At 57.0% G+C, this 14,959-nt stretch carries 14 protein-coding genes; 9 read left to right on the plus strand and 5 right to left on the minus strand.

The features are described from left to right. Positions 1-224 precede the first annotated feature (224 nt). From odhB to sucC, 4 genes are all read right to left on the minus strand, one after another. The gene (gene odhB, locus ACTG34_RS05370; protein WP_439103962.1) at positions 225-1,712 is read right to left on the minus strand and encodes a 2-oxoglutarate dehydrogenase complex dihydrolipoyllysine-residue succinyltransferase; all 1,488 of its coding nucleotides are present in this window, start codon (positions 1,710-1,712) and stop codon (positions 225-227) included. A gap of 4 nt (positions 1,713-1,716) precedes the next feature. Next, a complete protein-coding gene (locus ACTG34_RS05375) occupies positions 1,717-4,677 on the minus strand; it encodes a 2-oxoglutarate dehydrogenase E1 component (RefSeq protein ID WP_439103963.1) in 2,961 nt (986 codons plus the stop codon). A gap of 141 nt (positions 4,678-4,818) precedes the next feature. Further along, positions 4,819-5,706 (minus strand): succinate--CoA ligase subunit alpha, encoded by an 888-nt coding sequence (gene sucD / locus ACTG34_RS05380; protein WP_439103964.1) that lies wholly within the window; start codon positions 5,704-5,706, stop codon positions 4,819-4,821. A gap of 5 nt (positions 5,707-5,711) precedes the next feature. Next, positions 5,712-6,905 carry an ADP-forming succinate--CoA ligase subunit beta gene (gene sucC / locus ACTG34_RS05385; protein ID WP_439103965.1) on the minus strand — a complete coding sequence of 398 codons (1,194 nt, stop codon included), beginning with the start codon at positions 6,903-6,905 and terminating at the stop codon, positions 5,712-5,714. A 310-nt stretch (positions 6,906-7,215) separates the two neighbouring features. Between sucC and ACTG34_RS05390 the strand changes: the two genes are divergently transcribed. Next, positions 7,216-8,166, plus strand: coding sequence for a hypothetical protein (locus ACTG34_RS05390; protein WP_439103966.1), 951 nt, complete (start codon positions 7,216-7,218; stop codon positions 8,164-8,166). Between the two features lie 70 nt (positions 8,167-8,236). On the opposite strand, the gene mdh is transcribed toward ACTG34_RS05390, so the two are convergent. Next, complete coding sequence (mdh, locus tag ACTG34_RS05395) at positions 8,237-9,199, minus strand: malate dehydrogenase (protein ID WP_439103967.1); 963 nt, start codon at positions 9,197-9,199, stop codon at positions 8,237-8,239. A gap of 176 nt (positions 9,200-9,375) precedes the next feature. Between mdh and ACTG34_RS05400 the strand changes: the two genes are divergently transcribed. From ACTG34_RS05400 to ACTG34_RS05435, 8 genes are all read left to right on the plus strand, one after another. After that, positions 9,376-10,128, plus strand: coding sequence for a sulfite exporter TauE/SafE family protein (locus tag ACTG34_RS05400; protein ID WP_439103968.1), 753 nt, complete (start codon positions 9,376-9,378; stop codon positions 10,126-10,128). A gap of 160 nt (positions 10,129-10,288) precedes the next feature. Continuing rightward, entirely contained in the window at positions 10,289-11,137 is an 849-nt protein-coding gene (locus ACTG34_RS05405; protein ID WP_439103969.1) for an HpcH/HpaI aldolase/citrate lyase family protein, read from the plus strand. A gap of 27 nt (positions 11,138-11,164) precedes the next feature. Further along, positions 11,165-11,713, plus strand: coding sequence for an NnrU family protein (locus ACTG34_RS05410; RefSeq protein ID WP_439103970.1), 549 nt, complete (start codon positions 11,165-11,167; stop codon positions 11,711-11,713). A gap of 10 nt (positions 11,714-11,723) precedes the next feature. Next, positions 11,724-11,927 (plus strand): DUF1737 domain-containing protein, encoded by a 204-nt coding sequence (locus ACTG34_RS05415; RefSeq protein WP_062220362.1) that lies wholly within the window; start codon positions 11,724-11,726, stop codon positions 11,925-11,927. A 39-nt stretch (positions 11,928-11,966) separates the two neighbouring features. Continuing rightward, complete coding sequence (locus tag ACTG34_RS05420) at positions 11,967-12,998, plus strand: MaoC family dehydratase (RefSeq protein WP_439103971.1); 1,032 nt, start codon at positions 11,967-11,969, stop codon at positions 12,996-12,998. Between the two features lie 332 nt (positions 12,999-13,330). Beyond that, positions 13,331-13,720, plus strand: coding sequence for a succinate dehydrogenase, cytochrome b556 subunit (gene sdhC, locus ACTG34_RS05425; RefSeq protein WP_439103972.1), 390 nt, complete (start codon positions 13,331-13,333; stop codon positions 13,718-13,720). 11 nt (positions 13,721-13,731) lie between these two features. Continuing rightward, positions 13,732-14,103, plus strand: a complete 372-nt coding sequence (gene sdhD / locus ACTG34_RS05430) for a succinate dehydrogenase, hydrophobic membrane anchor protein (protein ID WP_439103973.1) — start codon at positions 13,732-13,734, stop codon at positions 14,101-14,103. Between the two features lie 12 nt (positions 14,104-14,115). Then, positions 14,116-14,959 (plus strand): FAD-binding protein (locus ACTG34_RS05435; protein WP_439103974.1); only part of this gene is annotated, 844 nt, incomplete at its 3' end.

Here is a 14,959-nt window from a genome sequence, read left to right on the forward strand (position 1 = left end):
TAGGCACGCAACATCCGCGCGGTGGTCAAACGCATCTCACGGCTCGGCGCACGGTCGCGCGCAGAGGTGGTATAGCCCGGCCCGAGATCGACGTTGGCCATATAAGAGGCCACGGCGAATTGCGCGATGTGCATGAGGCCAACGAGGGCGAGGGGGATGAGGTCTGGGGTCATTTATGGTTTTCGCAATGAGTTGGGCGGGCCAGAGGCCCGCCCATAGTATTACTACAAATCCATCAGCAAACGACGTGGATCTTCGAGCGCTTCTTTGACGCGGACGAGGAAGGTTACGGCGCCTTTGCCGTCGACGATGCGGTGGTCGTAGGACAGGGCGAGGTACATCATCGGGCGGATGACGACTTGGCCGTTGATCGCCATTGGGCGGTCCTGAATTTTGTGCATGCCGAGGATGCCCGACTGTGGCGGGTTGAGGATGGGCGAGGACATCAGCGAGCCGTAGACACCACCGTTGGAGATGGTGAAGGTGCCGCCCTGCATTTCGGCCATCGACAGTTTGCCGTCACGGGCGCGTGCGCCTTTTTCCGCGATGGCTTTTTCGATGTCGGCAAATGACATTGCGTCCGCATCACGGATCACGGGGACCACGAGGCCCTGTGGCGTGCCAGCGGCGATGCCCATGTGGACGAAGTTTTTATAGACCACGTCGGTGCCGTCAATTTCGGCGTTCACTTCGGGGACTTCGTTCAGCGCGTGCACGCAGGCCTTGGTGAAGAAGGACATAAAGCCCAATTTGACGCCGTGCTTTTTAAAGAACAGGTCTTTGTATTCGTTGCGCAGGGCCATCACCTCGGTCATGTCGACCTCGTTGTAGGTGGTGAGCATCGCGGCGGTGTTCTGGCTCTCTTTGAGGCGGCGCGCGATGGTTTGGCGCAGCTTGGTCATTTTCACGCGCTCTTCGCGGGACGCATCATCGGCCGCAGCGGGCGCGCGTGGTGCGGCGGGTGCTGCAGGTTTTGCGGCAGGGGCGTTGATTGCGTTCATCACGTCCTCTTTCATGATGCGGCCATCTTTGCCTGTGCCCGTCACGGATGCGGCATCGATGCCTTTTTCGGCCATGAGTTTATTGGCGGAGGGCGCGTTTTCAATATCTTTACCGCCTGTGGAGGCTGGTGCGGCCGCTGCGGGCGCGGCGACTACGGCCCCAGAGCCGGAGGAAATCACGGCCAGTTTGGCGGAGGCGTCCACTGTGTCACCCTCATTGGCCACGATCGCGGTGATGACACCGGCCGCAGGGGATGGCACTTCGACGGAAACTTTGTCGGTTTCGAGTTCGCACAGCATTTCGTCCTGAGCCACGGTGTCGCCTACGGATTTGAACCATGTGGAGACTGTGGCCTCGGTGACGGATTCGCCAAGGGTCGGGACCATCACGTCGATGCTTTCGCCAGCTGATGAGGCCGCAGGGGCAGCCGGAGTATCGGCGGCTTTGGCGGCGGGTGCGGGGGCCGCACCCTCGCCTGCGGAGAGGGTGGCGAGCAGGGCGTCAACGCCAACGGTCTCACCCTCTGCGGCGATGATTTCGCCTAATATGCCTGCGGCGGGGGAGGGCACTTCGACGGTGACTTTGTCTGTTTCAAGCTCACAGAGCATTTCATCAACGGCAACGGCATCGCCCGGCTTTTTGAACCATGTGGCAACGGTGGCCTCGGTGACGCTTTCGCCAAGGGTCGGGACGCGAATTTCTACGGACATCTGGTTATCCTTCGATATTGAGCGCGTCATTCACGAGCGCTGCTTGTTGTGCTTTATGGTTCGAGGCAAGACCCGTTGCGGGTGATGCCGAGGCGTTGCGGCCCGCGTAGATGGGGCGGGTATGTTTGGCTTTGATGCGTGTGAGAACCCATTCGATGTTGGGTTCGACGAAGCTCCAGCCGCCTTGGTTCTTTGGCTCTTCTTGGCACCAGACGATTTCGGCCCCTTTGAAGCGTTCCAATTCCTTGACCATCGAGAGGGCAGGGAACGGGTAGAACTGTTCGAGGCGCAAGATGTAGATGTCGTCTTTGCCCGCGGCATCGCGGGCCTCGAGCAGGTCGTAGTAGACTTTGCCCGAGCAGATCACGACGCGTTTGATGTCTTTGTCGGCTTTAAGCGCGATATCGGATTTACCTGTGCGGTAGCCTGCGTCTGCATCATCCCACAACACGCGGTGGAACGAGGAGCCGGTGGTGAAATCGGCGGCCACGGAGGTCGCGAGTTTGTGGCGCAAAAGCGATTTTGGCGTCATCAGGACGAGTGGCTTGCGGTAGCTGCGGTGCAACTGGCGGCGCAGAATGTGGAAGTAGTTGGCAGGTGTCGTACAGTTGGCGACGATCCAGTTGTCCTGACCACACATTTGCAAGAAGCGCTCGAGGCGGGCGGAGGAGTGTTCCGGCCCTTGGCCCTCGTAGCCGTGTGGCAAGAGCATGACGAGACCCGACATGCGCAACCACTTGCTTTCGCCCGAGGAGATGAATTGATCGAACATGATCTGAGCGCCGTTGGCGAAGTCGCCGAACTGGGCTTCCCATAGGGTCAGTGCGTTTGGTTCGGCAAGCGAGTAGCCGTATTCAAAGCCGAGCACCGCATACTCGGAGAGCATGGAGTCAATGACTTCGTAGTTGGCTTGGCCGTCACGAATGGAGTTGAGCGGGTAGTAGCGATCTTCGGACCCTTGGTCGATGAGACCCGAATGGCGCTGTGAGAAGGTGCCGCGTGTACTGTCTTGGCCAGCGAGGCGCACGGGGTAGCCTTCGGTGAGGAGCGATCCAAAGGCGATTGCCTCGCCCGTTGCCCAATCAAATCCTTCGCCCGTCTCGAACATCTTTGACTTGGCTTCGAGTTGACGGGCCACGGTTTTGTGGATGTTGAAGGCGTCAGGATAAGTGGTCAGGCCACGGCCAACGTCCGCCATCGTGCTCTCGGAAATGGCGGTTTCGCCGCGCTGATACTCTTCGCCTTCGGCGTTGAGGTGTTTCCAGCGTCCGTCAAGCCAGTCGGCTTTGTTCGGTTTGTAATCCTTGCCCGCTTCGAACTCTTCGTTGAGGTGGGACTGGAATGCCGCCTTCATATCCTCGATCTCGCCCTCGGGAATGAGGCCGTCTTTGACGAGGCGTTCGGTGTAGAGTTGCAATGTCGTCTTGTGACGCTTGATGCGGTTGTACATCGCGGGGTTGGTGAACATCGGCTCGTCGCCTTCGTTGTGACCAAACCGGCGATAACAGAAGATGTCGATCACCACGTCTTTGTGGAATTTCTGGCGGAACTCGGTGGCCACTTTGGCGGCGTGCACCACGGCCTCTGGATCGTCACCGTTGACGTGGAAAATCGGAGCCTCGACCACAAGCGCGTTGTCGGTCGGGTAGGGTGAGGAGCGCGAGAAGTGCGGGGCGGTGGTAAAGCCGATCTGGTTGTTCACAACGATGTGGATCGTGCCACCGGTGCGGTGGCCACGTAGACCCGACAGGCCGAAACATTCGGCTACAACGCCCTGACCCGCAAAGGCCGCATCACCGTGCAACAGGATCGGAATGACCGAGGTGCGCAGCGGGTCGTTGTTTTGATCGGTTTTGGCGCGGCATTTGCCGAGCACAACGGGGTTCACCGCCTCAAGGTGCGAGGGGTTAGCGGTCAGTGACAGGTGGACTTTGTTGTTGTCAAACTCGCGGTCTGACGAGGCACCAAGGTGATATTTCACATCGCCTGACCCATCGACATCCTCAGGCTTGGACGAGCCGCCCTGAAATTCGTTGAAAATCGCGCGGTAGGGTTTGCTCATCACGTTGGCCAAGACGGACAGACGGCCACGGTGGGGCATGCCGATCACGATCTCTTTTGCGCCAAGGTTGCCGCCGCGTTTGATGATTTGTTCCATCGCGGGGATCAAGCTTTCGCCACCATCAAGGCCGAAACGTTTGGTTCCCATGTATTTGACGTGCAGGAATTTCTCGAAACCCTCGGCCTCAACCAGTTTGTTGAGGATGGCTTTGCGGCCCTCGCGGGTAAAGGCGATCTCTTTGCCGTAACCCTCAATGCGCTCTTTGAGCCAACCGGCCTCTTCGGGGTTGGAGATGTGCATGTACTGGAGCGCGAATGTGCCACAATAGGTGCGTTTCACGATTTCCAAAATTTGGCGCATGGATGCGGTTTGCAGACCCAAAACCTGATCGAGGAAGATCGGGCGATCCATGTCGGCATCTGTAAAGCCGTAGGATTTGGGATCAAGCTCGGGATGGGGTGTCGCGTCACGCATGCCCAGCGGGTCAAGGTCGGCCACGAGGTGGCCACGGATGCGGTAGGCGCGGATGATCATCAACGCGCGAACAGAATCCAGAACGGCGCGTTTGACGGCATCCTCGGAAATATCGATCTTTTTCTCGGCCGCTTTCGATTTGATCTTTTGCTCGACCACGGCGGGTTCTGCCCATTGCCCGTCAAGGGCGGCGGTTAGGTCATCGTTTGGTACGGGCGGCCAGTCGGCGCGGGCCCAAGACGGGCCTGCGGCCTCGGCCTGAACATCGCGCGCATCGTCACCAAGTGCTGCGAAGAACTCGACCCAAGATGCATCCACCGAGGCGGGATCTTGGGTGTACTGCGCGTAAACCTGTTCGAGGTATTCCGCGTTATGGCCCTGCATGAAAGAGGACGCGTGGAAAGTATCGTTCGGGCTTTGGTCGTTCATCGTCGTGACCTTTCTGGGGCGCTCGTGCGCAAGGGTTATCTGGTGCAGTTTCGGCGCGCATCGCCTTTTGTGCGTAAGCCTGCGCCCCGTTTTGTGGGGGCACAGGCCGGATGTGTGCGGGTGGTTAGACCCTAAGGCTGATTAGCCGTTTTTGATGGCTTCCATCACAGCTTCGCCAAGGGTGGCGGGGCTGTCGGCCACAACGATACCTGCGGATTTCATCGCTTCGATCTTGCTTTCTGCATCGCCTTTACCACCGGCGACGATTGCGCCTGCGTGGCCCATGCGGCGGCCTGGAGGGGCCGTGCGGCCCGCGATGAAGCCAGCCGTTGGCTTCCAGCGGCCTTTTTTGCGCTGCTCGGCGAGGAATTCAGCGGCTTCTTCTTCGGCGGAGCCACCGATTTCACCGATCATGATGATCGAATGGGTTTCCGGATCATCGAGGAACATGTCGAGGATATCGATGTGTTCGGTGCCTTTGATCGGGTCGCCACCGATGCCAACAGCGGTCGACTGGCCAAGGCCAAGGTCGGACGTCTGTTTCACGGCCTCATATGTGAGCGTACCGGAACGGGACACAACACCCACAGAGCCACGGTTGTGGATGTGGCCGGGCATGATGCCGATTTTGCACGCGTCAGGTGTAATCACGCCAGGGCAGTTCGGGCCGATGAGGCGGGATTTGCTGTCCTCTAGAGCGCGTTTGACCTTCATCATGTCGAGCACGGGAATGCCCTCGGTGATGCAGATGATCAGTTCCATTTCGGCGTCGATCGCCTCAAGGATGGAATCGGCGGCAAAGGGGGGCGGCACGTAGATCACGGTCGCGTTTGCGTCTGTGACGTGCTTGGCTTCGTGCACGGAGTTGAACACAGGCAGGTCCAGGTGGGTTGAACCACCTTTTCCAGGTGTGACGCCGCCAACCATCTTGGTGCCGTATGCAATTGCTTGCTCGGAGTGAAAGGTGCCTTGTGAGCCAGTGAAGCCTTGGCAAAGAACCTTGGTGTTTTCGTCTACGAGAATTGCCATGTCTGTTAGCCCTTCACTGCTTTAACGATTTTCTGAGCGCCATCTTTGAGGTCGTCAGCTGCGATCACGTTCAAACCGGAGTTTTTGATGATCTCTTTGCCGAGCTCTACGTTGGTGCCTTCGAGGCGGACAACGAGGGGCACTTCGAGGCCGACTTCTTTCACGGCTGCAATCACGCCTTCGGCGATGACGTCACAGCGCATGATGCCGCCGAAGATGTTCACGAGGATGCCTTTGACGTTTGGATCAGATGTGATGATCTTGAACGCTTCGGTCACTTTCTCTTTGGTCGCGCCGCCACCTACGTCTAGGAAGTTGGCAGGTTCTGCACCGTAGAGTTTGATGATGTCCATTGTGGCCATCGCCAGACCCGCACCGTTGACCATGCAACCGATTTCGCCGTCAAGAGCGATGTAGTTGAGGTCGTGCTGGGAGGCGGCGAGCTCTTTGGGATCTTCTTCGGTTTCGTCGCGCAGGCCCACGATGTCGGCGTGACGGTACAAAGCGTTTTCATCAAAGCCGGCTTTGCAATCGAGACATTTGAGGTCGCCCGCAGGGGTGACGATCAATGGGTTGATCTCGAGCATCTCCATGTCTTTTTCGACGAACATGCGGTACAGGTTGGCGAGCAACTGTGCGCATTGTTTGATCTGCTTGCCCTCAAGGCCAAGCGAGAACGCGACGCGGCGGCCGTGGTACCCTTGGAAGCCCGTAGCGGGATCGACGGAGAAGGACAGGATTTTCTCGGGTGTGTTTTCTGCCACTTCCTCGATGTCCATGCCGCCCTCGGTGGAGGCCACGATGGACACGCGAGATGTCTGGCGATCCACGAGAAGCGCGAGGTAGAGTTCGCGCGCGATGTCAGAGCCATCTTCGATGTAGATGCGGTTGACCTGTTTGCCTGCTGGACCAGTCTGGTGCGTGACCAGAGTATGACCGAGCATGGCGTTTGCTTCTTGTGCGGCTTCCTCAACGGATTTGGCAAGGCGAACGCCGCCTTTTTCACCAGCATTGGCTTCTTTGAAAGAGCCTTTGCCGCGGCCGCCCGCGTGGATCTGAGCCTTCACAACCCAAAGTGGGCCGTCAAGCTCACCTGCGGCTGCTTTGGCATCGTTTGCATTTAAAACAACACGCCCGTCAGAGACCGGTGCGCCGTATTCCTTGAGAAGGCACTTGGCCTGATACTCGTGGATATTCATAAAACTGTCCTATCCTTTTTCGGTTACCCAAGGACATGACACACACGAATAGTCTTAAGAAACGGTTTTTTGCCGTGTTAGCGATAAACAGGCCATGTTTCGATCATTTGTGATCACAGTAATAAATAGTGTGATCACAAATAGATCGCCAATCTCAGAATCAGCAGGCGTGGTAGGCCAATGTTGCGTTGAGGCGGGCCGAACACTTGTCGATGAATGCCGCCGCTGTTAGGTTCTTCGAAACGCCTGTTTGTTAGCGTATGAGTAACAAGTAATAAGTAATAAGTGACCAGAAAAAAGTGACGCACAGGTGATCGAGCAAAGCAGTCTTTCCGGCACGCACACGCCATTGCCGCAAGGGTTCGAGTGGCTGCGTTCGCTGTGCGTTGAGCGCGGTGGGTTTTTTGTCGAAACCGAACATCACGTGTTGTCATATAGTCCCGGGGCAGACCGTCTTGTCGTTTGTTTTGACAACCTCGCCTCGCCGCGTGAAAAAGAAAAACGCACACCGTTCGGGTTCCCTCTTCTGGATAGGCAGGGGTGGGGCACTCTTGGTGTGATGGCCAAGCGCTTGGATTGGTTTCAATGCCCCGATCTTAAGGAGCATTTGTACGAACTTCAGGCGCAGGGCTTGTTTGACTCCTATCCGAATACCGCCTTTTACGGTGCGTCGATGGGCGGGTTTGGCGCATTGGCGTTTTCGCCTTTGGCATCCAACCCAACGGTTCTCGCCTTTGCTCCACAATCGACCCTGCGCCCGCGCCGTGCAAAATTTGAACGTAGATATACATCCGCGATGCGGCTGGGCGATTGGTCTGGTGCGTTCACGGATGTTGCGGAGACCCCGTTGGATACAGGGCGCGCGTTTGTTGTGTTTGATCCGTTTGTTCCACAGGACCGCGCGCATGTAGAGCGGCTCAAAGGCACGCAGATCGAGCCGCTACCCGCACGTCATTTCACCCATAAAGTGCCCCCGATGTTGCGGCGTATGGAAATCCTCAAGCCTATCGTGCTTGAGGCGCTGGGCGGAACATTGACGCGCCAATCGTTTTACCATCAGCTGCGCGCGCGCAGAGATGCCGCGCCCTATCTGGTTAGTCTGGTGAAGGCTGCACAAAACGCGGGGCATTTAAAGTTGGGCTGCGCGGCGGCCGAGCGCGCGGTGATACAGAAAAATAATTGGAAAACCCGTAAAAGCCTTCGCAGTATTAAATCCACGAGAGACGCGTTGTACGACAGCGCTAAGGCCCGCGAAGACTAAAGTGCAGGCATCGAAAAAACCCGCCCCAAAACAGGGCGGGTTTCTTTGTACGTCAGCGCCTAGAGTGTGCTTAGACGAGGTTGCCGTCGATGGCTTTGCAGGCCTCAACGAGACCTTTCACGGCCTCAACCGACTTGTCGAACATGATCTGCTCGCTTTTGGACAGTTTGATGTCCACAACTTTTTCGATGCCGTTCGCGCCAATGATGGTCGGAACACCAACGTAGAAGCCGTCGAGACCCAGTTCGCCATCACAATAGGCCGCACATGGCAGCAGGCGGCGTTGGTCTTTGAGGTAGGCTTCGGCCATCTCGATTGCCGATGTTGCGGGCGCGTAGAATGCGGAACCGGTTTTCAGCAGGCCAACGATTTCGGCGCCGCCATCACGGGTGCGCTGAATGATCGCGTCCAGTTTCTCCTGTGTGGTCCAGCCCATCTCCACCAGATCGGGCAGCGGGATGCCGCCAACGGTGGAGTAGCGTGTGGACGGCACCATGGTGTCGCCGTGACCGCCAAGAACGAAGGCGGTGACGTCTTTCATGGACACATCGAATTCAACCGAGAGGAAGTGACGGAAACGTGCGCTGTCGAGAACGCCCGCCATGCCGACCACTTTGTTTGTGGGCAGACCAGAGTACTGTTGCAGTGCCCAAACCATCGCGTCGAGCGGGTTTGTGATGCAGATCACGAAGGCGTTCGGAGCATGTTCTTTGATGCCTTCGCCTACGGATTTCATAACTTTGAGGTTGATGCCGAGCAGGTCGTCGCGCGACATGCCGGGTTTGCGCGGCACACCGGCGGTGACGATGCACACGTCTGCGTCTGCGATGTCGGCGTAATCAGTGGTGCCTTTGAGTTTGGCGTCGAAGCCTTCGGAGGGACCGGACTCTGCGATGTCGAGGGCTTTGCCTTGCGGGGTGCCTTCTGCGATGTCGAACAGGACGACATCGCCGAGTTCTTTGATTGCTGCGAGGTGGGCGAGGGTGCCGCCGATTTGACCTGCGCCGATGAGGGCAATCTTGGGTCTGGCCATTTTCATAACTCCAGTTTGTTGGGCGAAATCACGATGAATTCGGGCGCATGGGTAGCCCGTTCCCCGCATTCGTGCAAGACCGCTGCGCTGCAGAACGGGTAGCTTTGGACTAGCGTTAGCGTTAACCAGCCCTTATTCCTCAAGAAAAATCGCTAAAAACTGAATTGGACCAGTCTATGCCATTTGATGCACATTTTTTCGCTTTTGCCATTCCTGCGGTCATTTTTGCGGGCATGTCAAAGGGCGGATTTGGGTCGGCTGCCGCATTTGCGGCCACTCCGTTTTTGGCATTGATTCTCACTCCGGGTCAGGCGGTGGGGCTGATGTTGCCGCTGTTGATGATCATGGATGTGACGGCCATTCGGGTGTTTTGGCGCAAATGGGACTGGCCCGTGGCGCGGCGTTTGATCATTGGTGCGATGCCGGGGATTGCGCTTGGTGGCGTTTTGTACGGGATTGCCTCGCCTGATGTGTTCCGGTTTTTGATCGGGGTCGTGGCGGTTGGATTTGTGATCTACCAAGGCGCGAAGACCAAAGGATGGTTGCCGCAACCCAAGGTGCAGATGGGCGCAAAGGGCGGGTTGCTTTGGGGGATGGTGATGGGGTTCACCTCATTCATCTCTCATGCGGGCGGGCCACCTGCGGCGGTGTATTTGCTGAGCCAAAAGATGGACAAGACCACCTATCAGGCCACATCTGTGATCGTGTTCTGGGCGGTGAATCTCCTCAAGTTCATTCCCTATTTTGTGGTCGGGATTTTCAACGCCGACACGTTCAAGGCGGATGCGATGTTGTTCCCGTTTGCCATTCTGGGGGTATTGATCGGGGCGTATTTGCACCACAAGATGTCGGACAAGCTGTTCTTTGCTCTAGCCTATATTTTCCTTGTGGTTACCGGCACCAAGCTAATTTTCGACGCACTGACGTGATGTCATAGCCCGTGGTTGCGGGAGGGGTTTGGCGGACATCGGCGGTCGGGCGCCTCGATCAATTTCTGCGATGCGGCAAATTTTGCCTTGCATAATGGTGCGCACCTGTGGCCTTGTGCGCAACAATGTTGCTTTCAGGAATTTCTCGAAGGAAGAATCAATGTCACAGGCCCACCCCTATCGTTCCGCTCTTTACATCCCTGGCTCGAAAGAGCGCGCGTTGGAAAAGGCCAAGGGTCTCGCATGTGATGCGATCTTGTTCGATCTTGAGGATGCGGTGGCCCCCGATGAAAAAGCAAATGCGCGCGAGATGTTACGGGATGCGATCGCGGCAGGGGGCTATGGGGCGCGGGCCAAGATTGTCCGTGTGAACGGGTTCGATACCGCGTGGGGACGTGATGATGTGGCGGCGTTCGTCGGTGCGGACATTGACGGTATTTTACTGCCAAAGGTGGAGAGCGCCGCGATGGTCGAGGAACTGGCGCGCGCCATTCCCGATGTGCCGCTTTGGGCGATGATGGAGACGCCGCTGGGCATGATCAACGCCGCCGAAATCGCCGCACACCCACGTATGGCGGGGTTTGTGATGGGCACCAACGATTTGGCCAAAGAGTTGAACACGCGCTTTCGCGCCGATCGTTTGCCGATGATGGGCGGCTTGCACCTTTGTTTGATCGCTGCGCGGGCTTACGGGCTTGTCGCGCTTGATGGTGTTTATAATGCGTTCAAGGATGAGGACGGGCTACGGGTTGAATGCGACCAGGGCCGTGACATGGGGTTTGACGGTAAAACCCTGATCCACCCTGCGCAATTGGAGATCGCGAATACCGCGTTTGCGCCGTCCGAGGCGGAAATTGATCTCGCGCGCCGCCAGATCGCCGCCTTTGATGAGGCCGAAGCGAAAGGCGAAGGTGTTGCGGTTGTGGATGGTAAAATCGTTGAAAACCTGCATATCGTGACGGCTCGGGCGACACTCGCCAAACATGATGCCATTCAATCCATGGGGTAACCGCCCCACGGGGTCAGGGAGATAGATATGGGTTTACTTATTTTGGGCATGTTGCTGTGGAGCGGCGGTCATCTCTTTAAACGTCTGGCGCCAGATGCGCGTGCCAATTTGGGCGCAAAGGGCCGTGGGCCGATTGCGCTCGTTTTGCTGGTGTCTGTTGTGTTGATGGTCGTGGGCTACCGGTCCACCGAGACCGTCGATCTGTATTCTACGCCCGACTTTTTCCGTCATATCAATAACCTGCTGATGGTTATATCTGTCGCGTTGTTCGGGCTTGGAAAATCCAAAAGCCGTTTGCGGGCCAAGATGCGTCATCCGATGCTCACCGGTATGCTCGTTTGGGCTGTGGCGCACCTGTTGGTGAATACGGATGTGGCGAGCCTTGTTTTGTTTGGCGGTATGTTGGTTTGGTCACTCGTGGAAATGACACTTATCAACAAACAGGTTCACGACTTTGCCCCCTATAAAGGTGGCTCGAAAGCGGGCGATATCCGTTTGGGTGTGATCACCCTCGTCGTCTACCTTGTGATTGGCGGTCTTCACGCATGGATCGGCCCATCGCCGTTCCCGATGTAAGGGGGCAGCGATGCGCGCCTACCGTTTGATCACAGAGGACGACACATCGGACTTTTGTCACCGCGTGACAGAGGCCCTAAGCAAGGGGTGGGAGCTACACGGCTCCCCCGCCTACGCCTATGATGAGAGTAGCGGTAAAATGCGCTGCGCTCAGGCGGTTATAAAAGAGGCGGAGGGGGAGTATTCCCGCGATGTCAAATTGGGCGCGCTCTAAGGCCCTTGAGGGCGCCCGACGTTGGAGAGAGTGAGAGACATGAAGACCAATTCGGGACGCTTTTTTGAAGACTATGCAATCGGACAAGTGATCGAGCACGCTGTGCCGCGTACGGTGTCGGGGGGGGAGCGCGCACTCTATCACGCGCTCTATCCCGCCCGTCACGCGCTCTATTCCTCAGATGAGTTTGCGCAGGCATCCGGCCTTGAAAAATCGCCACTGGATGATCTGATCGCGTTTCACGTTGTCTTTGGCAAAACCGTGCCTGATGTCTCTTTGAATGCGGTGGCCAATCTTGGGTATGCCGAGGGGCGATGGTTGCGGCCTGTGTTTGAGGGCGACACGCTGCGCTCTGTGTCCGAAGTGATCGGTCTCAAGCAAAACTCGAATGGTAAATCAGGTGTGGTGTGGGTGCGCACAACGGGGTTCAACCAGCATGATGAGGCAGTCCTTGATTATGTGCGCTGGGTCATGGTGCGCAAGAAAAACGTGGACGCGCCCGCGCCCGAAACGGTGATACCGGTGTTGGCGGACGCGTTGGAGGCGAAAGATCTCGTGATCCCCGAGGGGTTGGATTTCGCACAGTATAATTTCACACTGGCGGGTGAGGCCCACCGGTTTGGCGATTACGGTATGGGTGAAAAAATCGATCATGTCGACGGCGTCACGATTGAGCAAGCCGAGCACATGATCGCCACGCGGTTGTGGCAGAACACCGCGAAAGTGCATTTCGACGCGACCAACCGTGAGGACGGCAAACAATTGATCTATGGCGGTCACGTAATTTCGATGGCGCGGGCGTTGTCGTTTAACGGGCTTGCAAACGCGCAGATGATTGTTGGATTGAATGGCGGCGCACATGCCAATCCGTGTTTTGCGGGGGATACCGTGCGGGCCTATTCCGAAGTGCTCGATAAGGCGCAGACATCTGCGCCCGGTGTGGGGGCGATCCGTTTGCGTCTGGTCGCGTATAAACATGGCGCGCCCGAGTTCTCGCTCAAGACGGATGCGGGCAAATACCATCCCGATGTCTTGCTTGATCTAGACTACTGGGCGTTGATGCCAACGTGATTTTTCGCGCCTCAATGAAATCTTAGGCAAATTCCGTGATGTTCCGCGTGGGGATGGCGTGAGAATCGCGCGCCTGTGTGCCGCGGATATGCGTTTAAATTCCGACAGTTTCACACAGGTTTGATCTGTGTGGCCTGTGATGAATTCAAAAGTGGAGATGTGACCACATTTTTGTGATCACAGTATATTATTTGTGATCACGCATTGTGTTTTTCGACACCAATGTGTTCATTTTCACAAAATGTTAGCGCACTCAGGTGGTGACTTGGCGTGTAAAACGCGCAATACATGGGGCAACTTAATGACCGCATCTATCGTAAAAGGACAGTGCCATGGCTGATGCTAACGGCGATAATCGCCCGCTATCACCCTTTATGATCGGCCAGTATTACCGGCCTCAAATGACGTCTATCTCCTCTATTATGGTTCGGATTACGGGCAACGCCCTAATTCTAGCTGCGATGTTGATTGTTTGGTGGCTGTTGGCCGCCGCGACATCATCGGCGTATTTTGAGGTTGTGGATGGCATTGTCACCTATTGGGTGGGTGATCTGATCATGTTCTTCTCGGCTTGGGCGCTTTGGTATCACCTTTTGGGTGGTGTGCGTCACCTGCTTTGGGACTTCGGCTATTGCCTCGAGGTCGCGATTTCCGAGAAACTGGGCTGGGGCATGTTTGTCGGCGCCACGGTCCTCACCATCTTCACCGCAATCGTGGTTTAAGGAGGCTTATCATGGCATTTCTCACCGACCGTAAAAAAGCCGAAGGCCTTGGTGCCGCAGGGCATGGGGCCGCGCATCATTGGTTTATGATTGTCTCGTCGATTGGCCTTTTGATCCTCGTGCCTTTGTTTATCTTCACCGTGGGGTCCGCAATCGGAGACTCGTATGAGGACGTGACCGCATATTATGCGCGCCCCTTTCCCGCTATCGTCGCAGGTCTGACCCTTGTTGTGGGTTTTGTGCATTTCATGCGCGGCGCACAGGTGTTGATCGAGGACTACGTGGGCGGACTAAAACGCAAGCTCACCATTATCGCGGTGAATATGTTCTCTTATGCGCTGATGGCCACCGGCCTCTTCGCGCTCGTGAAACTCGCGCTGTAAGGAATAATCTCAATGACAGCTGCATATGAATACGAAGTACACGACTATGACGTGGTTGTGGTTGGCGCGGGTGGCTCCGGCCTTCGTGCGACGCTTGGCATGGCGGAACAGGGGTTGCGCACGGCGTGCGTGACCAAAGTGTTCCCGACCCGCTCCCACACGGTCGCGGCCCAAGGCGGCATCGCGGCCTCCCTTGGCAACATGGGGCCTGATAGCTGGCAGTGGCACATGTATGACACCGTCAAAGGCTCCGACTGGCTCGGGGATACGGACGCGATGGAATACCTCGCCCGCGAAGCGCCCAAGGCGGTTTACGAGCTAGAGCACTACGGCGTTCCGTTTTCGCGCACCGAAGAAGGCAAGATTTATCAGCGTCCCTTTGGCGGTCACACAACCGAGTTCGGCGAAGGCCCCCCCGTGCAGCGCACCTGTGCCGCCGCCGACCGCACCGGTCACGCGATCTTGCACACGCTCTACGGTCAATCGCTCAAAAACAACGCTGAATTTTATGTTGAGTATTTCGCCATCGATCTGATCATGTCCGAGGACGGCCAGTGTCAGGGCGTTGTGTGTTGGAAACTTGATGACGGCACGATGCATGTGTTCAAAGCCAAGATGGTCGTTCTGGCCACGGGCGGTTATGGTCGTGCATTCTTTTCCGCGACCTCTGCGCACACCTGTACGGGTGATGGCGGCGGCATGGTGGCGCGTGCGGGTCTAGCGCTTCAGGATATGGAGTTCGTTCAGTTTCACCCAACGGGCATCTACGGCTCCGGCTGTTTGATCACCGAGGGCGCGCGCGGGGAGGGTGGTTATCTGACCAACTCCGAGGGCGAGCGGTTCATGGAGCGCTACG

It is taken from the genome of Celeribacter marinus (assembly GCF_965656515.1).
In the GTDB taxonomy this organism is placed as follows: Bacteria; Pseudomonadota; Alphaproteobacteria; order Rhodobacterales; family Rhodobacteraceae; genus Celeribacter; species Celeribacter marinus_D.

What these genes read in the sequence shown, in the direction of transcription:
- odhB (WP_439103962.1), bottom strand. Translation starts at nt 1,712, where the DNA reads ATGTCCGTAGAAATTCGCGTCCCGACCCTTGGCGAAAGCGTCACCGAG.
- ACTG34_RS05375 (WP_439103963.1), bottom strand. Translation starts at nt 4,677, where the DNA reads ATGAACGACCAAAGCCCGAACGATACTTTCCACGCGTCCTCTTTCATG.
- sucD (WP_439103964.1), bottom strand. Translation starts at nt 5,706, where the DNA reads ATGGCAATTCTCGTAGACGAAAACACCAAGGTTCTTTGCCAAGGCTTC.
- sucC (WP_439103965.1), bottom strand. Translation starts at nt 6,905, where the DNA reads ATGAATATCCACGAGTATCAGGCCAAGTGCCTTCTCAAGGAATACGGC.
- mdh (WP_439103967.1), bottom strand. Translation starts at nt 9,199, where the DNA reads ATGGCCAGACCCAAGATTGCCCTCATCGGCGCAGGTCAAATCGGCGGC.
- ACTG34_RS05400 (WP_439103968.1), top strand. Translation starts at nt 9,376, where the DNA reads ATGCCATTTGATGCACATTTTTTCGCTTTTGCCATTCCTGCGGTCATT.
- ACTG34_RS05405 (WP_439103969.1), top strand. Translation starts at nt 10,289, where the DNA reads ATGTCACAGGCCCACCCCTATCGTTCCGCTCTTTACATCCCTGGCTCG.
- ACTG34_RS05410 (WP_439103970.1), top strand. Translation starts at nt 11,165, where the DNA reads ATGGGTTTACTTATTTTGGGCATGTTGCTGTGGAGCGGCGGTCATCTC.
- ACTG34_RS05415 (WP_062220362.1), top strand. Translation starts at nt 11,724, where the DNA reads ATGCGCGCCTACCGTTTGATCACAGAGGACGACACATCGGACTTTTGT.
- ACTG34_RS05420 (WP_439103971.1), top strand. Translation starts at nt 11,967, where the DNA reads ATGAAGACCAATTCGGGACGCTTTTTTGAAGACTATGCAATCGGACAA.
- sdhC (WP_439103972.1), top strand. Translation starts at nt 13,331, where the DNA reads ATGGCTGATGCTAACGGCGATAATCGCCCGCTATCACCCTTTATGATC.
- sdhD (WP_439103973.1), top strand. Translation starts at nt 13,732, where the DNA reads ATGGCATTTCTCACCGACCGTAAAAAAGCCGAAGGCCTTGGTGCCGCA.